General features: G+C 44.0%; 16 protein-coding genes. 3 read left to right on the top strand and 13 right to left on the bottom strand.

Annotation, left to right across the window (positions count from 1 at the left end):
* Positions 1-70 precede the first annotated feature (70 nt).
* Both BMZ78_RS11085 and BMZ78_RS11080 read right to left on the bottom strand, forming a co-directional pair.
* Entirely contained in the window at positions 71-1,462 is a 1,392-nt protein-coding gene (locus BMZ78_RS11085) for an amino acid permease (RefSeq protein ID WP_093230347.1), read from the bottom strand.
* A 504-nt stretch (positions 1,463-1,966) separates the two neighbouring features.
* Positions 1,967-3,352 carry an amino acid permease gene (locus tag BMZ78_RS11080; RefSeq protein ID WP_093230345.1) on the bottom strand — a complete coding sequence of 462 codons (1,386 nt, stop codon included), beginning with the start codon at positions 3,350-3,352 and terminating at the stop codon, positions 1,967-1,969.
* 257 nt (positions 3,353-3,609) lie between these two features.
* On the opposite strand from BMZ78_RS11080, the gene BMZ78_RS11075 reads away from it, so the two are divergent.
* Complete coding sequence (locus BMZ78_RS11075) at positions 3,610-4,662, top strand: MerR family transcriptional regulator (RefSeq protein ID WP_093230344.1); 1,053 nt, start codon at positions 3,610-3,612, stop codon at positions 4,660-4,662.
* A 115-nt stretch (positions 4,663-4,777) separates the two neighbouring features.
* Here the strand turns inward: BMZ78_RS11075 and BMZ78_RS11070 are convergent, their stop codons facing one another.
* The 5 genes from BMZ78_RS11070 to BMZ78_RS11050 all read right to left on the bottom strand — a co-directional run bounded on the left by BMZ78_RS11070 (position 4,778) and on the right by BMZ78_RS11050 (position 8,849).
* Positions 4,778-5,137: an arsenate reductase family protein gene (locus BMZ78_RS11070; protein WP_093230342.1), complete on the bottom strand. Its 360-nt coding sequence runs from the start codon at positions 5,135-5,137 to the stop codon at positions 4,778-4,780.
* A gap of 331 nt (positions 5,138-5,468) precedes the next feature.
* The gene (locus BMZ78_RS11065) at positions 5,469-6,026 is read right to left on the bottom strand and encodes a cob(I)yrinic acid a,c-diamide adenosyltransferase (protein WP_093230341.1); all 558 of its coding nucleotides are present in this window, start codon (positions 6,024-6,026) and stop codon (positions 5,469-5,471) included.
* Between the two features lie 29 nt (positions 6,027-6,055).
* The gene (locus BMZ78_RS11060) at positions 6,056-6,859 is read right to left on the bottom strand and encodes a heme ABC transporter ATP-binding protein (RefSeq protein ID WP_093230339.1); all 804 of its coding nucleotides are present in this window, start codon (positions 6,857-6,859) and stop codon (positions 6,056-6,058) included.
* A gap of 18 nt (positions 6,860-6,877) precedes the next feature.
* On the bottom strand, positions 6,878-7,900 hold the full coding sequence (locus BMZ78_RS11055; protein WP_093230338.1) for a FecCD family ABC transporter permease: 1,023 nt from the start codon (positions 7,898-7,900) through the stop codon (positions 6,878-6,880).
* 10 nt (positions 7,901-7,910) lie between these two features.
* Positions 7,911-8,849 carry an ABC transporter substrate-binding protein gene (locus BMZ78_RS11050; protein WP_175482420.1) on the bottom strand — a complete coding sequence of 313 codons (939 nt, stop codon included), beginning with the start codon at positions 8,847-8,849 and terminating at the stop codon, positions 7,911-7,913.
* A 237-nt stretch (positions 8,850-9,086) separates the two neighbouring features.
* Here BMZ78_RS11050 and BMZ78_RS11045 point away from each other — a divergent pair, with 237 nt between their 5' ends.
* The gene (locus BMZ78_RS11045; RefSeq protein ID WP_093230335.1) at positions 9,087-9,929 is read left to right on the top strand and encodes an alpha/beta hydrolase; all 843 of its coding nucleotides are present in this window, start codon (positions 9,087-9,089) and stop codon (positions 9,927-9,929) included.
* Between the two features lie 172 nt (positions 9,930-10,101).
* On the opposite strand, the gene ggt is transcribed toward BMZ78_RS11045, so the two are convergent.
* A complete protein-coding gene (ggt, locus tag BMZ78_RS11035) occupies positions 10,102-11,877 on the bottom strand; it encodes a gamma-glutamyltransferase (protein ID WP_245739824.1) in 1,776 nt (591 codons plus the stop codon).
* 396 nt (positions 11,878-12,273) lie between these two features.
* Here ggt and BMZ78_RS11030 point away from each other — a divergent pair, with 396 nt between their 5' ends.
* Complete coding sequence (locus tag BMZ78_RS11030) at positions 12,274-13,065, top strand: DUF2797 domain-containing protein (protein WP_093230332.1); 792 nt, start codon at positions 12,274-12,276, stop codon at positions 13,063-13,065.
* Between the two features lie 72 nt (positions 13,066-13,137).
* Here BMZ78_RS11030 and BMZ78_RS11025 read toward each other — a convergent pair whose 3' ends face one another.
* The 5 genes from BMZ78_RS11025 to BMZ78_RS11010 form a co-directional block, all read right to left on the bottom strand.
* Positions 13,138-13,614, bottom strand: coding sequence for a glycerol-3-phosphate acyltransferase (locus BMZ78_RS11025; protein WP_175482419.1), 477 nt, complete (start codon positions 13,612-13,614; stop codon positions 13,138-13,140).
* A gap of 68 nt (positions 13,615-13,682) precedes the next feature.
* A complete protein-coding gene (locus BMZ78_RS18805) occupies positions 13,683-14,723 on the bottom strand; it encodes a YkvI family membrane protein (protein ID WP_175482418.1) in 1,041 nt (346 codons plus the stop codon).
* A 248-nt stretch (positions 14,724-14,971) separates the two neighbouring features.
* A complete protein-coding gene (locus BMZ78_RS11020; protein ID WP_093230329.1) occupies positions 14,972-15,946 on the bottom strand; it encodes a biosynthetic peptidoglycan transglycosylase in 975 nt (324 codons plus the stop codon).
* A gap of 179 nt (positions 15,947-16,125) precedes the next feature.
* The gene (locus tag BMZ78_RS11015) at positions 16,126-18,612 is read right to left on the bottom strand and encodes a transglycosylase domain-containing protein (RefSeq protein ID WP_093230327.1); all 2,487 of its coding nucleotides are present in this window, start codon (positions 18,610-18,612) and stop codon (positions 16,126-16,128) included.
* A gap of 134 nt (positions 18,613-18,746) precedes the next feature.
* Positions 18,747-21,353, bottom strand: coding sequence for a transglycosylase domain-containing protein (locus BMZ78_RS11010; protein ID WP_093230326.1), 2,607 nt, complete (start codon positions 21,351-21,353; stop codon positions 18,747-18,749).
* Positions 21,354-21,497 lie beyond the last annotated feature (144 nt).

The following is a 21,497-nucleotide window of genomic DNA, read 5'->3' as shown; positions in this document are numbered from 1 at the left end:
CGTAAGGAACCCATCTCTCCGCTTTGTAGAACTTCTGATAATGTCGAGGGTCTGTTGACAAACCACTTTTTCAACAAGATGACATTAACTCTTTTTTCTTTTTCCGGTAGATAAAACAATAGGATAGAAGAAGAAGTCCCAACCATACTAAACCGACAGTCCATGTAAAACGCCAGGTCGGATCCATCCATAAGGATACCAGCACTGCTCCTAACATCAGAATGCCAATGGCAGGCACCCACGGATAAAGAGGAGCCCGATAGCTCAGGCTTGCTGGATCAACGTTGCGCCGAAAACGAAGATAGGTGATTAAAATCATGAACCATCCGAAAATACCGCCAAAAATCGTTAACCCGACCAAGACTTCATAAGCGTTGGGATAAGCAAGGTTTAAGGCAGTAGCCAATACCAGCCCGGTACTGGATAATAGAAGGGCACGCATGGGAATCTCTTGTTTGTTTAGTTTGCCCAACGAAGCAGGAACATGACCCGCCCGGGCCAGTGAAAAGATCATGCGTGTAGAAGCATATACCTGTGCATTCATGGCGGAAAGAGCGGCAATCAATACCACAAAATTCATCAAATGATCAGCTCCAGGAATGCCGAGCGCAGAAAATACTTTCACAAACGGACTTTGTGTAATTTTTTCCGCTCCTGATTGATTCCATGGAATCAAGGTAATCATGACCGCAATCGCCAATACATAAAACAATATCAGACGCCACACGGCCAATCGCATCGCTCGGGGGACCGATCGTTCCGGATTTTGACTTTCTCCCGCCGTCACAGCGATAATTTCAGATCCAAGAAAACTGAACATCGCCACAACGGTTCCAAACCAGATGCCTTGCCAACCATTTGGCATCCAACCACCATGGGCTACTACATGCCTGAAACCGACTGCTTCCGTCCCGATCCCAAAAATTTGTGCGGCTCCCAATAAAATAAAAGCCACAATGGCGATTACCTTGATGAGTGAAAATCCATATTCCAATGCTCCGAAATAGCGTACCGAACGTGCATTCAAACAGATAACCAATAAAGAAAAGGCCACAATCCAAAACCACTGGGGAACAGCTGGAAACCAGTAACCCATATATAAAGCGACCGCCATCACTTCGCCCCCCAGTACGACCACATTTACAGCCCAATAGTTCCAACGAAGCACATACCCTGCCCACGGGCCAATATAAACTTCAGCATAGCTACCAAACGAGCCCGCTGTAGGATGTTTTGCTGTCATTTCTGCCAGGCAAACCATCATCAGAAAAGTGATCACGGCCGCAATTGCATAACTAATGACAGCACTGGGTCCAGCATGGTGGATAACCAACCCTGAACCCATAAACAGCCCAGTCCCAATGGCTGTTCCCAATCCGACCATCATGAGTTGTCGATCTGATAACTTTCTTTCCAATACATTTTCCTGTTTAAATAATGCTTGTTCACTTGCTTTAGCCATTACTGCATTCCTTTCTACTCGCTTCAGCCACTTTAACACTTATACGCTTTTAAGTAATAAAGTAATAAAGTTAAAAAAATAATGCCCATGTTATTTTTTTATAAAAGATTTTTATTGCTGTTTTTCATTCATTATATCCCATTCATCACAAAAATCTAGAACAAATCCTTCACAATAGAAAAGAAATATTTTTTATAATTGAAATCATTTTCGATAAAATAACAAAACAAAAACATGTGGCTGTCCTAAACGCTCCGGGATTGGTTCCTTACGGAGTCTGTGATGGTACAGAAGTCGTCATAGCGGAAGAGACAGATCCCTCGGCTTTATAAAAAACAAAACCCCTTTTTCATCCCTCTGAAGGGGTTGAGGGGCTGTTGACAAAGAAAGAGGTTCCTTTTCCAACCAGCGGCTTTTGCTGAAACGGAAAAGGAACCCCAACGCTAACATAGAGCTTTTTTCAAATTCATGACATGATATATAGAGTAGACCCTATTATTTTCATTATGACTGCCTCTTTCTTTTCACCCAACCCACATAGAATAGCGAAATGATCACCAACCAGGCGATCCCTGAATACCAAGTAAATCGCCAGTCGGCATCAAGCAAGAGGGTCAAGAAAACACCGACTAACAAGATGATTCCCAACAGCGGAACAAACGGATAGAGCGGTGCTTGATAGCTTGATGCTTCCCTGTTTGCTTTTCTAAAGCGCAAATAAGTGAAAAAGATCATCAGCCATGCAAACAGGGCACCAAAGGTAGCCAGTCCAATCAGAATGTTATATGCATCCGGCACCATGATATTCAAAACCGTGGCCAACACCAAACCACCACAAGAAATCAGCAAAGAATAGATCGGTACGTTGCGTTTGTTCAGATTGCCTAGGGAGCTATGCACATATCCACCTTTCGACAGTGAAAACATCATGCGTGTGGAAGCATAGACCTGTGCATTCATCGCAGATAGTGCTGCAATGAGTACGACAAAATTCATGATATGGTCTGCAAATGGGATTCCCAGTGTCGCAAACACTTTCACAAAGGGGCTTTGTGCAATTTCCTGCGAACCGGCCTGTTTCCATGGAATAACGGCTACCATAACCGCCAACGACAAAACGTAAAAGAGAATAAGCCGAGCTGCAGATAAACGCATGGTTTTCGGAATATTTTCAGCTGGATTTTTGCTCTCCCCTGCCGCTACAGCAATCATCTCCGAACCGATGTAACTAAACATGGCCGTGACTGTTCCCATCCATACTCCATACAAACCATTGGGTAAAAATCCACCATGTGCAACATAATTGGAAAATCCGGTAGGCTTTGTTCCGATCCCGAAAATAATGGCAGTACCAATGATAATAAAGACAATAATAGCCGTTACTTTAACAAAGGAAAACCAGTATTCCAGTGTACCAAAATTCGAAACAGAGCGAGCATTAAAATAAACAATGAGGACTGAAAACAGCACAATCCATAGCCACTGTGGAAACGATGGAAACCAATACTTCATATACAAAGCAACAGCGGTTACTTCACTGCCTACCGCAATTACACAAGACACCCAATAAGTGAGTCGAACCAGATATCCAGACCAAGGCCCCATATAGTATTCCGCATGGGTTCCAAATGAGCCGGCAGTCGGATGTTTAACCGTCATTTCCGCCAAACACATCATAAGCAAAAAGGCGATTAAGGCAGCAATGGAATAACTGACAATGACTCCCGGTCCTGCATAACTGATGGACAGGCCAGATCCCATGAACAGGCCGGTTCCAATGGCAGTACCAATGACCATCATCGACAATTGGCGTGTGCCCAATTTTCTCTCAAGTACATTTTCACGCTCAAAAACATCAGGTTGATGCGTTTCGTTCAGCTGTTCGGCCATCTGCTTTCCCCTTTCTCTTCCAACTCCACAACTTCTTCCGATAGTACAGTCTTTTGAAAACGTTTTCAATCAGAATTCTTCTTTCTGTTATAAATGGAAACTTTTTATTTGATTATATTCTAAATAAGTATATAAATCTATACAGTTTGTAGATAAAGTTTCCGTTATATGCCGGTTTGTCCATCCCCCCTTTACCTTTCCGTTACGTTAACCTGTACAATACTTGCAAAGGAGGAACTTTCATAGGGGGAAATGCGATGCACATCAAAGAAATTGCCCAGAGACTCAATATTACACCACGAACGATCCGGTTTTATGAAGAAAAAGGACTGATCGCTCCTTTGAAAAACGAAGAAAACCAATATCGTGTTTTTACTGAGAAAGAAGCATGGCGTCTGCAGACCATCGTCTCTCTGCGTGAAGTAGGAATGCCCATTGAACAGATTCGGCAAGTACTGGAAAAGATTGATCAGGGGGCACCTGAAGAAATCCTTGACTACCTAGAATTACAACGAGCCGTTTTATTCAAAGAATGGGTTCGGCTCAAACAGATCATCCATACGCTCGACGATATGATTCAAAGCTATGATCCAGAAAACAGCTGGTCTTGGGAAAATTTATGGGAACTCGCCAATCAGTGCAAGCGGGTCGAATCTGAGAGGGACAATTGGATGGATCGCTGGAATTTTGACAAGCAGGCAGCCACCTATGATGAGAAAATCCGTGCACAGCAGTTTGGATTATATATACACAAAGACTATGACCAGGTATTGGATCAAGTGGTTCATATGATCCAGCCCAAGCAGGACGAAGTCGGGCTGGAAATTGGGATCGGTACCGGAAACCTGGCTGGACGCTTTCTGCAAAGAGGAATTGAGATCAAAGGCATTGATCAATCCAAAGAGATGCTAAAGCAATGCAAACGAAAACATCCGGAGATCGAAACACGAATCGGCAATTTTCTCGCCATTCCTTATCCGGATCACCGCTTTGACTTTGTAGTAACGAGCTATGCTTTACATCACCTCACTGATGATCAAAAACTGCTGGCCCTGGAGGAAATGAAACGGGTTCTGAAACCCGAGGGACGCATTTGCATCGCAGACTTGATGTTTGTCGACGAAAAGGCACGGATGGATTATTTGGAACAATGGCGTAAACGGGGTCGAGAAGATATTATTGCCCAGATTGAAGATGAATTTTATGCGGATCGAAGCAGACTCCTGGCCTGGTTTCACCAGGAAGGAGCCAAAGTGCAAACGAAACAAATGAACGAGCTTGTTCATTTGGTATATGTGGAGCTGGGTTAGATTCAATTATCCAAATAAACACCGAGGCCGTTGACCGCTTGCTCTGTCAACGACCTCGATCTTTCCAAAATGAACACCTGCCATCGTTCGGTTTGATTCTGGCTCCTGTGTTCTCTTATTTCACCCACGTCTTATCAAACGTTTCCTCTTTAAAACCGACGGTTACTTTCTCCCCATCAGTGACGATCGGACGTTTGATGAGCATCCCATCTGATGCAAGCAAATCCAGCTTCTCTTCGTCACTCATTTCTTTTAACTTTTGCGATAAACCGAGTTCCCGATATTTTTTTCCACTGGTATTGAAGAATTTCTGGATGGGAAGACCGCTTTTCTTGATGAGTTCAGCCAGTTCTTTTTTGGATGGCGGTTCCTCCACAATATGCTTTGCAGTAAACGGAACACCTTGATCCTCCAGATATTTTATTGCCTTTCGACAGGTTCCACACTTGGGATACTGATACATGACAAGAGCCATTTCCATCCTGCTACTAAAAACATAGAAAAATATCCCTATGTCTAGAAAATTCCTGTTTCAACGTGTCCGATTTCGTACTTCCAGGGAAGATACTACTTTCGTTTGTTATAACACTCCACAGGTGTAAATTCCCGGCTAGCCACCGGTACATATACATGATTTCGTTATGTGATCATCATGTATGGATTTTGACTTGGTTTTGTCTTAGGATATTAATTTCTATGCTTTGTAGCAGTTTCCCTCCTTTCAAGTTAAAATAATTAAGGATATTTTTCCTGATTTAGCTATATTTGACTATATTTCTAGTTGCTGTTCACTACTCCCTACCCACTTATCCAAATACTTGTCCACCACGCTTATATTCTACATCGGGTACACCGGCTCGAACGTTGGCCACTCTGGCTGCAACAAAAAAGAAATCCGACAAACGATTGAGATAACGACGTACTTCGTCATTGGTCTCCTGTTCCCGTGTCAAGGTTACGACACATCGTTCGGCCCGACGGGCAACCACCCGGCACATATGTAACGCTGCAGATACTGGAGAACCGCCTGGAAGGATAAAACGCTGAATCGGTGGACATTCCGCATCATACTTGTCAATGAGTTCTTCCAATCGGGTCACCATGTCCCTGGTTACCTTATACTTTCTATTCTTGCCCACTTGGGCCAAATCTCCTCCAGCATCAAACAGCTCATGCTGAATCTCTGTTAAATCGGTGAGCAGATCAGCATAAACCTGGGCATTCATGCGAATCATGGCTTCCCCTATCAAGGCATTCAGCTCATCAATCGTTCCATATGCCTCGACACGAACATCATCCTTTTCGATCCGACCGCCAATCACACCTGTTTTACCTTCATCACCCGTACGGGTATAAATTTTCACATCGATTCACCCTTTCCTCATACACTCCCTTATGAACATTCGCCTGAAACGCACGACTCCCTTTTCGCTGACAAAAGAAGTTGGGGCACATGCCATTTGGGGTGGGAGAGAATAATCGGCTTTACCTCAAACACTTCATCAATGAAACGGGTTTGAATCACTTGTTCAGGTCGACCAATCACATGCACTTTTCCTTCTTTGAGCATCACGATCCGATCACAATACTGAGCGGCCAGATTCAAATCATGCAAGACCATGATCATGGTTAATTGATGCTTTTGCCGATATTCGTGCAGTAAGTCCAAAATCGCCAACTGGTAATGAATGTCCAAATACGTCGTCGGCTCATCCAGGATGAGTAACTCTGGCTCCTGAGCCAAGGCTTTGGCGATCGCAACGCGCTGTCTTTCTCCTCCGCTTAGGGATTCAACACTCCGATCCCGATATGCTTCAATTCCCATCAGCTTCATCATTTGCTCGACGATTTGACGATCTTTCTTCCCTTTCCATGACCACTTTTTCTGATATGGATATCTGCCCATATAAACAACTTCTTCAACCGTAAATGGAACAGATCCCAAGCTTTCTTGCGCTAAAACAGCCACCTTTTTGGCTCTTTCTTTGGGATGGTATAAAGAAAGTTCCCGTCCATCCAGCCACACCTGGCCTCGATCCGCCAGTTCTTCGCCAATGAGCACTTTCATGAGAGTACTTTTCCCACTCCCATTCGGACCAACTATTCCTACACATTCACCCCGTTCCACTTCCAAGTCCACTTCATGGAGAACACACCGAGAACCATACGACTTGACCAGCCCTTGCGCTTTGAGCAAATGTTTCCCTCCTTTCCCTTACCCTTTTTGCTGCTTTTTGAGCAACATGGCAAAAAAAGGTGCACCTATAAAAGCCGTAATGACACCAACAGGCAATTCACGCGGATCCAGGATCAGCCGAGCTGCGCAATCACCCCATACCATAAAAATGGCTCCTGCCAAAGCGGAAAGAGGAATCAGAGTATAGTGATCCGCTCCCGTGAGCATTCGCATCATATGGGGAATGACCAGTCCTACAAAACCAATTGTTCCTGAAACTGATACGGCTACGGCTGTTACCAGCGAGGCCAACATCAACAAAAAAAAGCGAACTTTCGTCACGTCCATCCCAAGATGTGCAGCTGATCGATCTCCCAGGACAAGTAAATTGAGCTCTCGGCTAAACCACCATGCACAAAGGGAACCGAGTCCCATCACCGGCAGCAAAATCCAAACATGATCCCAATCACGTAACACGAAGCTACCCATCAGCCAAAATTGTATACGCTGGAACTCCTTCTCCGAAAGCGACAAGGCCAAAGTCAGGAGAGCACCAAAAAAAGCCTGGGTAACGACTCCCGAGAGTACCAACGATTCAGTCCGCAAACGCTGATCCGCAATTCTTAGTACCAAAAACAATGCCAAACATGCCCCACTAAAAGCATAAACAGGTACAGTCCATTTTCCCAACCACAGGCTTCCCCAACCGGTTAAAATGGCTAACACTGCTCCTGTAGCCGCTCCGGAAGAAATCCCTAACACATAAGGATCAGCGAGTGGATTTTTTAATAACCCCTGAAAAATCACGCCTGCAATGGCGAGTGATGCCCCAACGACAGCGGCCAGAATCACACGGGGCAAACGCAACTGCCAAACGATTGCATTTGAAGAAACATCGATGTCAGGAGGCAGATGATCGCCATACCACAAATGGGAAAAGATGATTTTCCATACCGTGCCCATGTCAATTTGTGCACTTCCCAATGTAACCGTTGCGCCAATGGAAAAAAGAAAGCAGAGGAACAAGCCTCCGCTCCACCAAACAAAACGATAAACCTTCATACTGCTCAACCTACTTTACTTTGTCTGGATACAATGCTTTAATGATTTCCTTATATCCTTGGAAAATCCGTGGGCCTGGACGACTGACCAGGTTTTGGTCAACAGCGACGACCCGCTTGTTTTTGACAGCTGCAACGTTTTCCCAACCTTTTCTCTCCAGGATGCTTTTGGTATCTCCATAGGTCGAAATAATCACATCGGGATTCCATTTAATGACCTGTTCTGCGGAAATTTGTGGCCATCCACTTTGTCCAGCAGCAACATTTTTTCCACTTGCCAATGTGACCAGCTCATCGATAAAGGTTCCTTTTCCAGCCGTATGTAATTGCGGAGATATTTCCACCCACACTTTTACTCGCTGATTTTCCGGGATTTTTGCCACCGTTTGATATAACGATGATTTTTCCTGCTCCATTTTTTTTATGAGTTCATCTGCTTCATGAGCACGATTGGTCGCTTTTCCGACTATGCCAATCGACTGATATACTTCTTTATAATTATTGCCATCGACAACCAGAACCGGCAAACCAAGTTTTCTTAGCTTATCAATCGTTTCCTTGCTATTGATTTTGGCTGCCAAAACCAGATCAGGCTTTAACTCCAACACTTTTTCCGGATTGATATTCATATCCCCTACTTTGGGCAATTTCTTGACTTCTGCTGGGTAATCATCGTTGGTTGTAACTCCAACCACTTCTTTCCCCAATCCCAGAGCAAAGGCGATTTCTGTCGTACTTGGGGCCAGGGAAACAATTCGCTTCGGTTCTTGTTTAATGTTTACGTTAGCCCCTGTTTGATCTTTTACTTCCAGCGGGTATTTAACTCCAGAGGATTTCTCAGGAGAAGGGGCATTCACTCCGCCTGATTGTTGTTGTCCAGTACAACCAGCTAAAATGCCAAGGATCAGGACCAAGCTGCAAATAATAGCCCAACTTCTACGACTTTTCATGATTTCACCTCTCGTTATCTGTCTCGAGCTTGCTGACATGACATGGCTGTGATGCTTGAGAAATCATTCTCTTGCCTGCTTTTGCCATCAATATCATGTGTTTTTCACATCATTTTCTACCATTTCATGACGTGTCCACACCTATTATAAGAGATTCGTTGGAATTTTGCTAATCTGCTATGATAAAAGCAGGGTAAACCCTTCGTTTCGATATCAACATGGAGAGGAAGAGGGAGCATGTACAAACAATCCTTTACCTTGGATGTAGGGAAAGAAGATCGAGTCATTCGTGGGGAAGTAAGAATTCCAAAAAGCGCTATCCCGTCTCCAACGATTATCTTCTGTCATGGTTTTAAGGCCTTTAAAGATTGGGGATTCATTCCCATACTGGCTACCAAACTGGCAGAAGCAGGTTTTGCTGTTATTACGTTTAACTTTTCGATGAATGGGGTTGGCGAAAATTCAGAAACCTATACGGAGCTTGATAAATTTGCCCATCTCACCTTTAGTCGTGAACAGGAAGATATCGCACTGATTCTGGAACATATTCATTCCCGCACTCTTCCTTACGGGGATCAATTGGATAAAAAGAATATAGGGATTTTAGGACATAGCCGTGGTGGCGGTAACAGTATCATCTTTGCTTTGGAACATCCTGATATTAAAAGTGTAGCTGTTTGGAACAGCATTCATCGTCCCGATTTCTTCGGGGAAGACATTATCCGTGAATTGAAGGAAAAAGGAAAATCAGCGATCCTTAACGCCCGAACCGGTCAATGGATGCCGATTGATCGTGAAGTATTGGACGATATCGAGCAAAACGCTGAGCGATATCATTTTATGAAACGACTGCCTGATCTGGACCGTCCGCTTCTTCTCGTACAAGCCGATCAGGATCATCCCGGCTTTTTGGAAGGTGCACAAGAAATGGCGAAACGCGCTCCCAAAGCCAAACTCAAGGTGATTGCAAACGCAAATCACACCTTTGGAGCTGTCCATCCTTTTTCAGAAATGACTCCGCAACTTAGAGAAGCGATCACGGAAACCATTCACTTTTTCAATGAAACATTAAAAGACTGAGGACTACTCCAAATAAACAAGGCTAGCCCTGATGAGGCCAGCCTTTTTTCTATCCTGTCTCCCTCACTTTGGGGATGGGTTCCTTCCTCCGTGACGACTTCTGTTCCATCACAGACACTCCGTAAGGCCCCCATCCCTCTGTTGATGTTGCTCGGCAACACGAGGGTCGAGCCTATTTCTTTTTCCATAAGCCAATAGCTGTACTTTCACGTGAAGAATCTCCTACTCCTGTGTAAACACCTGTTTTGTGATCGATCCACATGGCATTGGCATTTCCAATTTCTTTGGGATTTTGCTCCCACTGATGCCCGCGCTTTATTAACTCTTTTCTCACTTCATCTGGAACTCCTTTTTCCCAGCGAATCATTGGATATTTGTCGCTAAAAATGCGTGGTTCTTCTACGGCGGCCTTCAGATCCATGCCATAACTCAACCGGTTGAAGATCACCTGATAAACAGACGAAATAATTGTGGAACCACCCGGAGAGCCAACGGTCATAATCGGTTTTTCATCTTTAAAAATAATGGTTGGCATCATACTGCTACGTGGACGCTTGTCGGGTTGTACCTCATTGGGTCCTCCAGGATAAACATCGAAATCGGTTAACTCATTGTTCAGGAGAAATCCATAGCCTGGCACCATGATCCCTGTTCCAAACTCCTGTTCAATCGTGGTCGTGAAAGAAACAATATTTCCCCACCGATCCGCTACGGTAAAATGTGTCGTTTGACCGGGTGGATGCTCTTGCTGTGTTCCCTTCTTCTGTGGCTGCCGTCCTTCATATTTCCATGGATCCCCTGGTTGTACAGATGCATTGGCATACGTTGGATTTACCAGCTTTGCCCGCTCACGAACGTACTGAGGATCCAACAGTCCCTTTAGCGGAACATCCACAAATGCCGGATCACCGATATAAGCACCTCGATCGCTATAAGCAAGGTGCGATACTTCTGCAAACAGATGATACTTATCTGCTGAACGTGGCGCTTTTTCTTGCGCTTTTACTTCATCCAACAACTTTAAAATCTGCAGCATGGTGACCCCTGAACTAGGTGGCGGCATCGTTGCAATGCGATAACCTTTATAATCACTCCACAGCGGCTGATCAATAGTTACTTGATAGCGTTTCAGATCGTTCAAATCCATCTTGCCGCCTTTTTCATTGACTACCTGAACCAGTGCTTTGGCAATGGGACCTTCATAAAATGCTTTCCAGCCTTGACTTTGGATCAGTCGGAATGTTTTTGCCAAATCTTTCTGAACCAGTCGATCGCCTTCCTTGAGTGGTTTGCCACCGGGAAGGAAGACATCTTTGGCCGCAGAGCGAGACAACGCCTCCTGATTGTCGGCGATCGACTTTGCCAATACCCGGTTAACAGGTACACCCTTCTCCGCAAGTTCAATGGCCGGTTGGATCAGCTTGGACATGGGACGTGTTCCCCATTTTTCAAGCGCCGTATATAAACCTTTGACAGTACCTGGAACTCCAACCGCATAACCTTGCGTTGAACGAACAGGAAACGGAATTTCCTTTCCATTGGCATCCAGAAACATCCTAGGATGAGCGGATTTAGGAGCTCGCTCCCGACTATTGATAATGGTGACTTTTTTGCTCTTGCCCTCATAGACCATCATAAACCCTCCGCCACCAATTCCTGACATCATGGGCTCTGTCACATTGAGGGCAAACTGGATGGCAACGGCGGCATCCACAGCATTGCCACCATCTTTCAACACTTCTGCGCCCACCTTGGAAGCGAGCGGATGCGCAGTTACTACCATCCCCGCATTTCCTGTCGCTACCGCAGCAGGAGATGAAGGAGTGAGCGAATCGGGTTTCTTTTTGTCTGCTACTGATACTTGGGCATCCATCATCAACATGACTCCGCCAATCAATAGCAGTCCACACAACAATACAGCTGTCAGTGATTTCCAAGATTTTTTCAACCAAAAGCCTCTCCTTTGAGTCTATATGATTTTTATATAATCTTATTTTTATTTTAACTGTAAATATTAGAACAAGCAATTTTCTACTCTGCTTATCATCGAAGTCAGCACAAAAAAGCGGCATTTACCTTTTTTCCATCTCCCTGATGTTGCTCATTCCAGAACCGGATACTTTCCAACATTTCCCCCACTTTCTGTGAAAAACAACTATCTTATTCGATGGATCACCGCTATACTAGAAATAGTTTAGTATAGAGACTGTTGACAAATCCGGTTTTCCTTTTCCAGTTGAACGACTTATTGCCCGTTTTTATAGAGCGGGAGTGAAACGGAAAAGGAAAACCAGCATATAACGAAAACTTTGTCAATAAACTGGTATCTTTTGAGGTGTAAATAATGGAACAGATCGGCTATATACAACCCTTGCAACATGAACCGTCCAATCCTGTTATTTATCACTTGACATTGGGAAATGAACGGATTCGATTAAATGAAGCACTTGGAAATACCATTCAAATCACATTTCTGGGCGAAAAAGCCTGCTCCTACTGCGGTCGAAAAATAAAAAAAACCTATAACAATGGCTCATGCTACCCCTGCTATATCAATCGGGCGGAAAATGATTTATGCATTGTGAAGCCCGAATTATGTCACTATCAAGCTGGCACTTGTCGTGACCAGGCTTTTGGCGAAAAACACTGCATGCAAACCCATTACGTCTATCTTGCCCTTAGCAGCGATGTCAAAATTGGCATCACACGCAAAACCAATGCCTTCAAACGCTGGATTGATCAAGGAGCCATATCCGCCATCCCCATCATGGAAGTGCCAACACGAAAAATCGCAGGTGAAATCGAGGCTCATCTTGCTCAATATATCAAAGACAAAACCAATTGGCGCAAAATGTTAAAAAACGAAATCAGTGATGAAAACTTACTCGAAGTGAGGGAAAGACTTCTTGACCATATTCCGCCCTCTTACAGTGACTACCTTTTGTCAGAAAAACAGATCTATGAATTTACTTATCCACAGATTTCTGCGCCAACCAAAATGACTTCTCTTAACTTGGATAAACAGACATTCATTTCCGGAAAATTGCTTGGTATAAAAGCCCAGTATCTCATTTTGGATCAGGGAGTGCTTAACATCCGCAAGCACACTGGCTATAAAATCGCTTTACAATGCTAGGTTGGAACGATCGGAAAAAACAAAGCGGGTGCCCAAATCCGTTTGTAACTCCACGGACTTGTGAAATCACTTCTAAAAAAAATGACGCCAACGAAAGGGAGGTTCCATTCCTCGGCGAAAACGGCGCCAATATCGTTGCTGTCGAAATAAAATCAAGCCTCCTACACTAATCGTTACCACCCATAAATAAACATGTGCAATAAAAACCAGGGAAAAAAGCATCACCGCCAAAGTTGCAAAAAAAACTGATAACACCATATATCTTGTTACCAATAGACTGAACAGATAAATCACACTTCCCACCAGGATCAAGATCGGACTCAGGATGAAAATGGCACCCGTTGCCACGGTGATTCCCGTATCTCCCCGTTTGGATCCCCATATCGGATATATTTGCCCCAGGACAACGGCAACCGCAGCCAGGTGAGCTCCAACCATTCCCACTGTCAACCAGGCCAGTCCAGGGGCAATCATCCCTTTCAGCAGATCTATAAGGCTTAAAAACAACTTTGGAATATACCTCTGTTTACGTTTGATCCATTCCGTCAAGGGCAGAGCGCCCAGGATATAGGCCAGACAAATGATGATTATGCTTTTCAGACCATTCCCTCCTTTCTCTAGTAGGAAGGTACCCGACGAATGAGGAGAACAAAAAGGGCGAACATCCCACAATAACCAAACACGGGATAAAGATAGCGAACCAAATTCGGAAACCCGATAAAAGACATGAGATAAGCGAAAAGAAAAATACTGATCATCATCCATTTCGGTTGGAGAGGAACCCATGCACGCAGATTGGCGATCAGTCCATAAATATCTCCAATCAAAGTGGTCAGGATTTCGCTCCAAATTACAAGGATAAATAAAACATGGATTCCTTGTCCTAAATCAGAAATCACCCAACCAATCGGTATTTTCTTGAAAAGTACTTCATCCAGATGCAATTGCATCACTAAATTGCTCACAATCAGCATCGCTCCAAGACCAATTCCTCCCAGCCAGCCACCCCAACGTAAAACCGATTCATCCTGAATGCTGGCTCCGAGCGGAACAAGTACCGATTGTGACAAAACCAGGTTAAAAGCCATATATGAAATAGCTGACAAAAGCCAGCTTGGCTCATTCCGGATCGGCATCTGTTGAAAAAGGAGATGGAGTCCATCATTTTGCCAACCCATCCATCCGATTACAAGAGTAAACACCAACATCATGGGAACCACTAATGAATTGATGGATAAAATTCCATCCATACCTCGCACAATCACCATATATGAGAAGAAAAACGTCAACAATACGCCTATATGAAAGGATAAACCCAGCTGTTCTTCAAACAAAGCACCGGCTCCAGCCAGCATGGCAATGGTAACGCCCAACAGCATGAGACTGACAAGATAATTCATCCAGCCTCCGATCCGCTCCCCAAACAAAAAAAGATTAAATTCCTGATATGACTTTGCTTGCAGACGTGCTCCGATGATCATCATGCGAATGCCTAACCATGCAAAGAAAAAAGCACACATGGCAATCCCCAGTACACTATACTTTCCATACACCGTAAAAAACTGCAAAATTTCCTGTCCTGACGCAAAACCCGCCCCGATAACCGTCCCAATATAGGTAAAGCCTACCTGGCAAACACGGCGCCACCTTTGGTTCAACCTTGTCCCCCCTTTTTCCTTTTTAGGACTAGTGTATGGGTGACAGGGAAGGGTTAGAACAATAGAAAAGACCAGCCTCCCGACGGGTGAGTAAGTTGACAAAGCACCTTTTGGTTACAGTGCCTCTTTTTTATCCTGCCTCCTATGGCGCCATCTTTGACAGGAAATGAAATCTCTTTGTCAACGGTCTCACAGCCATCCATACTGGTCTACATTTGTATCTCTTGCTTTTTTATAAACATAATTCCTTATTTGCCTGCTACTTGTCTGATTACCCGATTTTTAAACGCCTCACTCCGAACAGACAAGTCTGTTTGCTTCCAACGTTCCCGATCAACGGACGAAATTAACGGTTTCATCCCATCATCCTCTTTTGCCATCACGTCTAATACGGCATTTCTTCGCATTTTCAAGTTCTTTTTTGTTGTTTCGCTTCTATAAGGGTCATATACATCAGGACCATTAATGATGGCGACCAATATAGCCACTTCTTCAGGCGTTAACTCATCATACCGTAAGTCCTTGCCAAAATAGGCCTTCGCTGCAAGCTGTATACCCTGAATTCCATTACCAAACCCGATCCCATTCAAATAAGCTTCCAATACCTGGTCTTTACTGAATTTTCGGTCGAGGTTCCAGGCAACTGCAATTTCATTCAATTTTCGGGACAACTTTTGTGCATGACTTCCAATCACCACATTGCGGGCCACTTGCATGGTAATGGTCCCGCCTCCTTGCTTCCTTCCCAACAACGTTTTGATCGTTGCCCGAAACAAGGCATAATAGTCAACGCCTTGGTGCTGATAAAAACGCACATCTTCTACTTTGACAAATGCATCCACCAACATTTTGTTTTTCACTCGAAGCTGATGAATCGGGACAAATTCATAATACAGTTTTTGTCCTCCCTGAACGCTGACAGCTGGTTGGCTCTTCAGTTTTTCAACCTTATCCAAACGTTGAAATTCAGCGGCTGCCAACAGGGACATCACAAATCCAGCTACCAACAGAGAAGAAGTCGTCAATACCAACAAAAACCACTTCCAGTTAAACAAACGTAACCAAAGATACCTTCGCCGGCTCATTTTTTTTCTGTTCGGTTTTGGAATCCCTTTGTCTTGTGTCTGCTTATTTTCAGGCGCATCTGAATTACGTAACCGAAAGCTTCGAACTGGGGGAGCATAATCCAACTTGCCTTTCAGTTGATCGTATTCCTCCCGCATCCATGTTCCCCCTTTCCATCGCAATCAGAAGCATAAAACGATCCTCATCACGCTCACATCTATTTTAAACAAAATGACCGCATATCACTATCATGAATGAGGAATCAATTTCTCACGGATTCCTGACTCACCATCGATAAAACTGCCATGAGAAACGATTCCTCATTTTCAAAAGCTGGTTAATTCGAAACCGTTACCTTCACAGTAGCGGATTTTTGGTTTTTCGGATTATTTTGGTCCACGACCGTGACCTTGTAGTAATAGACTTTGTCTTTACCAAATAGGGCCAAAGCCTGATCCAGGAGTCCGGGTTCACCCACAGGATCGATGTAGTTTGTCGTGGTTAAATCCTTGGCAATCTCTTCATAACTTTTGCCATCCTCTGAGCGGGCAATTTGATATGTAACTCCTTCTCCAGTACCAGTCCAGCTTAATCTTACTTTGCCTCCCTGGTACACGGCTTTCAAATTCAGATCTTTGAGCAAAATGGCAGGATCCGTTACACCTGGTGGTCTCACAAATCGCTGTGGTGGAGTATCTTGAAGAGACTCCCACATAATGGAGCGGAAGATTTGTGCTGGAGCCCCTGCACCCGTAATCTCATACTCTTTGTCCTTTTGTTTATCATCCGAGGGTGTTTCATTAAACACGGCAACAGCCGTAACCAGTTGGGGAGTAAAGCCCACAAACCAGCCTTTTTCCTTATTCTGATTCGTTCCGGTTTTCCCGGCTACTTCTCTTCCATCTGGAAGTCGAGCACTGGAGGTACCATCGGGTGCCATGATATTGTTTCTTAACATCCGTAACATGTACCAGGCCGTTTGCTTATCAAAAACTTTAATCGGTTTATACTCGGCTTTTACTGAAATCTCCTGTTTTTCTCCCGGGCGTTTTCCTCTCACTTCACGAATCAAATGAGCTTCATAGTACTCCCCTTGGTTGACGAAAACGGAGTAAGCTTGAGCCATGTCGACTGTCGATACCCCTTCTGTCAATCCACCTAATGCGAGAGGGGCTGGATTTTTATCATCTGGATCAATCAAAGGCAGGCCCAGTTTTCGTCCATAATCAAAGGCTTTATCGATTCCCACATAATGATCCAATAACCAAATCGTTGAAGCATTGAGTGATTTTTTCAGTGCTTCTCCCATGCTGATCTTGCCATAATACTTCTGATCAAAGTTATGAACGGTTTTTCCATTCACAGTCACCTTTTGATCGATCAGGAGGGTGTTCTCATCCAGTCCTTTTTCTTGGATTGCTGGAGCATAAACCGTCAGCGGTTTTATCGTTGAACCTGGTTGATGTTTATCAAAAGCTCGATTTCTCGTGATCTTGGGCTTATAATTTCGCCCGCCACCAATAGCCACAATCGATCCATCTTTTGGATTGATCACCGTCACTCCCGCTTCTACTTCATTTGCTGGCATCGGTTGGCCTGTATAACTTACAAAAAGTCGATCATCTTTTAACGCTTTTTCCACTGCCTGCTGAACTTTAGGGTCGATATTGGTATAGATTTTCAATCCACTGGTTTGCAGCTTTTCATATTCAAATTGCGGGAATTTTTCTTTGAGCTCTTCATGAATGATTCCATCAAAAGGCGTACTCATATATTTCCGTAACACCGTGTCCATATGATATTTAGGTTGGACTTGTATGGGAATATTCCGCCACTTGTCTCTTTCCGCTTCCGAAATCAGCCGTGGCATCTCATTTTCCTCTGCCATTTCACCTAACACGATATATTGGCGATCATCCAATCTTTCCAAACCTGTCTTCCCTGTATTGTCCTTCTTTGTTCGGTAAGGGTTATATCCGTTAGGGGATTTCGGCAGCCCCACCAATACAGCCACTTCTCCTGGGGTTAGGGTATCCTTTTTCAAGTCTTTATTGAAATAGACTTTGGCAGCCAACTGTACACCATAAATCTCATTTCCAAAGGAAATATGGTTTAAATAGGCCTCTAAAATCTGGTCCTTTGTGTATTTCCGTTCCAAATTCCAGGCCACCGCAATCTCGGCCAACTTCCGGCTGATGGTCTGATCAAAACTTTCCAGTACGACATTGCGGGCCACTTGCATCGTAATCGTACCGCCACCTTGCTGATGATCTGTAAAAATAGTTTTCATAACTGCACGAGCCAATGCATAGTAATCCACACCATCATGTTGTTCAAAACGTACATCTTCCACTTTTTTAAAAGCTTCTACCAGCATTCGATTATGTTTGCGCAATTCAGCAATGGAAATGAGTTCATTTCTTTTTTTCTTTAACCGGGTATACTCCTTATTATCCTTATCATAAATAATAGTCGCCGGATCTTGTTGATCCATCTTTTCCAGTGGAACAAATTCAGCACTGAGCATAATCGTCAATACCATTCCAAACATTAATAAACCAGAAGTAACCAAAACCAGTGCCAACCATCGCCAATTAAACAAGCGAAGCCATATATTTTTAGGTACTTTCAGTTGTTTATGGGGTGGAATGGATGGGGGCTTTTTACTCGGTTCTTTCTCTCTTCTCCGCTGAGCCAGATTCTGACGCAACGCATCGAAAAAACCCTTCCCCTCATTTTTCTGCACCTGGTTTGCATCTTTCCCCACTCGTTCACTTCGTACTTTTGGTGCAAACTCGAATGGATCTTTTTTCCTGCCTTTCATTCTAATCACCCCCTGAAAGCCGTCCGGATCAATATTTATCTACAAACGAAACAGTTATCATTTTTAGTACCCGCTCCATGGATGAAACGAACCTGCGATAAAACAAAAAAAAGTCCAGCAAAATGTTGCTGGACTTAGAAATTAAACCAATCACCAATATTAAATGAGTTGCCGTTATCTCTGTCATTTCCACGTCCGCGATCATGACCCTTGCCTTTACCCTGGTCATTTCCTTGGTCATTTTGGCCTTGATCCTGTTGCTTCTTGTTTCCCATAATGGTAACTTTTACCGTTGCCGACTTCTGGTTCGCTGGATTATTCGGATCGATCACGGTGACTTTGTAATAGTAGGTCTTTTCTTTGCCGAAGAGTGATAAAGCTTGATCCAGGATTCCAGGCTCGCCAACATTATCGACATAACTATTGGTTGTCAGATCACGTGCAATATCTTGATAGTTATTACCGTCTTCGGAACGAGCCACTGTATATTTGACGCCTTCGCCAGCGTTACTCCAGCTTAACTTCACTTGACCGTTTTCATACTCCGCTTTCAAGTCGAGATCCTTGATTGGCGCTGCAGGATCGCTGACTCCTTCTGGTCTTATGAATTTCTTCTCTGGTGTACCACGTAGTGCCTCAGACATAATGGCACTGAACACATTGGCTGGAGCCCCAGCACCTGTAATCTCATAATCTTTTTGTTTACTTCCCTTTTCATCAGGATCATATTCATTAAACACAGTGACTGCAGTGATCAAATCAGGTGTGAAGCCAACCATCCACCCTTTTTTCTTCTCTTGCGTTGTTCCCGTCTTTCCGGCAACTTCACGCCCATCATCCAAGCGAGCGCTCTTCGTACCATCACGATCCATGATGTTATTGCGAAGCATGCGCAGCATATACCATGCCGTCTTTTTGTCAAAAACCTGGATCGGCTCATATTCAGGTTTAACCGAAATCTCTTCTTTGGTTTCCAAATCCTGACCACGAATTTCCCGAATCAAGTGTACCGGGTAGTATTTTCCCTCATTGAGGAAAACTTCATATGCCTGTGCCATTTGAAGAGTGGAGACCCCTTTAGTTAACCCACCGAGTCCCAGTGGTGAAGGGTTCTTGTCATCGGGATCAACCAGAGGCAGACCCAGTTTTTTTCCATATTCAAAGGCTTTATCAATTCCCACATGGTTTTCCAAGAGCCAAATCGTCGAAGCATTGAGCGACTTTTTCAAAGCATCTCCCATGCTGATCTTGCCATAATATTTATGATCAAAGTTTTGAATCTGTTTACCGTTAACCGTAATCTTCTCATCAATGAGCGTGGTATGCTCATTAAAGTTTTTCTCCTGCACAGCCGGTCCGTATACCGTTAGTGGCTTAATCGTCGATCCTGGTTGGTGTTGATCCAATGCGCGATTCCGGGACAGTACCGGTTTATAATTCCGTCCTCCACCAAGGGCAACAATGGAGCCGTCTTTAGGATTAATAACGGACACCCCTGCCTCAACCTCATCCGATGGCATGATCTTACCTGTCCCATAGCTTCTAAACAAATCATCATTTTTAAGCGCACTTTCGACTGCAGACTGTACCTTTGGATCAATATTGGTATAGATCTTCAAACCGCTTGTGTTCAAGTTTCTATTTTTAAATTGCGGAAACTTCTTCTCAATTTCTGCTTTGATCAAGTCATCAAATGGGGTTGCTTTTCCCTGCTTTGTATACTTTTCCACATTGGATTTTGACGCCAAAGGAAGTGGTGCGTTTTGCCATCGCTCTTTTTCTTCTTCAGTAATGAGAGGTGGCATATCATCTTCACGGGCCATAATCATGAGTACCGTTTTTTGCCGATCTTTCAGTTTTTTCTTTTTTTCTTCAGCATTATATATGCTATAGGGATTATAACCTTCTGGTGCTTTGGGAAGACCGGCCAAAATGGCTACCTCGCCTGGCGTCAGCTTGTCTTTGGTCAGATCTTTACCAAAGTAGGCTTTGGCTGCCATTTGAACCCCTTTAATCCCATTTCCAAAAGAGATAAAGTTCAGATAGGCTTCCAAAATCCGTTCTTTTCCATATTCTCTTTCCAGGTTCCAGGCTACGGCAATCTCTCTTAGCTTCCGGCTCAACGTCTGATCCAGATCATCCAGGATCACGTTACGCGCCACCTGCATGGTAATCGTACCGCCGCCTTCTTTTTTGCCCATAAAAATATTTTTCACGACGGCACGCATCAAAGCATAATAATCAACCCCGCTATGCTTGTCGAACCGGGCGTCTTCCACCTTTTTAAAAGCTTCTACCAGTAAGTTGTTGTTTTTGCGTATCTCACTGATTTTCACAGGTTCAACGATCTCTTTACTCATTCTGGCGTATTCTTTGCCGTTTTTATCATAGATAATCGACGGGGTATATTTTTCATCCATTTTTTCCAGCGGAAGGACTTCCCCAGTGATCATGATTGTAAACACAAATCCCAACATCAAAAGAAAGGAAGTCACAAATACAAGCGCAAACCATTTCCAGCTAAACAAACTGGCCCATTTGCTCTTCGGTGTTTGGGGAGACGTCGGCTTCTTCGGTGATGAGTCTGGCCCCTTCTTTCCCTTTAAGCTTGGTAATTTACTGAAAAGCTGGTTAAAAAAATTCTGCTTCTTCCCCTCTTTCTGTCGTTCCAGACGGGGACCGATTCGCTCACTTCGTACCCTCGGTGCGAAGTGAAAATCATCCCTGTTTTTATCCTCCATTTAGCTTCCCCCTTGGTTATATAATTGGTGGTTGAATTCTCTACCTTGCTCTATCTAAGCTGATTTTTCTCTTTGTTATAAAATCCACATGAAAGGGAAAGAATTGAAAGTTTGGCTAGCAATTAACACTTAACCATTATAACG

This window comes from Thermoflavimicrobium dichotomicum (genome assembly GCF_900114055.1).
GTDB lineage: Bacteria > Bacillota > Bacilli > Thermoactinomycetales > Thermoactinomycetaceae > Thermoflavimicrobium > Thermoflavimicrobium dichotomicum.
This window is presented reverse-complemented; position numbering and strand designations above follow the sequence as displayed.

Bases quoted from the DNA above. Each gene is read 5' to 3' on its own strand.
- BMZ78_RS11010 (WP_093230326.1), bottom strand. From the start codon at position 21,353: ATGGAGGATAAAAACAGGGATGATTTTCACTTCGCACCGAGGGTACGA.
- BMZ78_RS11030 (WP_093230332.1), top strand. From the start codon at position 12,274: ATGGAACAGATCGGCTATATACAACCCTTGCAACATGAACCGTCCAAT.
- BMZ78_RS11050 (WP_175482420.1), bottom strand. From the start codon at position 8,849: ATGAAAAGTCGTAGAAGTTGGGCTATTATTTGCAGCTTGGTCCTGATC.
- BMZ78_RS11020 (WP_093230329.1), bottom strand. From the start codon at position 15,946: ATGCGGGAGGAATACGATCAACTGAAAGGCAAGTTGGATTATGCTCCC.
- BMZ78_RS11085 (WP_093230347.1), bottom strand. From the start codon at position 1,462: ATGGCTAAAGCAAGTGAACAAGCATTATTTAAACAGGAAAATGTATTG.
- BMZ78_RS11075 (WP_093230344.1), top strand. From the start codon at position 3,610: ATGCACATCAAAGAAATTGCCCAGAGACTCAATATTACACCACGAACG.
- BMZ78_RS11070 (WP_093230342.1), bottom strand. From the start codon at position 5,137: ATGGCTCTTGTCATGTATCAGTATCCCAAGTGTGGAACCTGTCGAAAG.
- BMZ78_RS11055 (WP_093230338.1), bottom strand. From the start codon at position 7,900: ATGAAGGTTTATCGTTTTGTTTGGTGGAGCGGAGGCTTGTTCCTCTGC.
- BMZ78_RS11045 (WP_093230335.1), top strand. From the start codon at position 9,087: ATGTACAAACAATCCTTTACCTTGGATGTAGGGAAAGAAGATCGAGTC.
- BMZ78_RS11015 (WP_093230327.1), bottom strand. From the start codon at position 18,612: ATGAAAGGCAGGAAAAAAGATCCATTCGAGTTTGCACCAAAAGTACGA.
- BMZ78_RS11080 (WP_093230345.1), bottom strand. From the start codon at position 3,352: ATGGCCGAACAGCTGAACGAAACGCATCAACCTGATGTTTTTGAGCGT.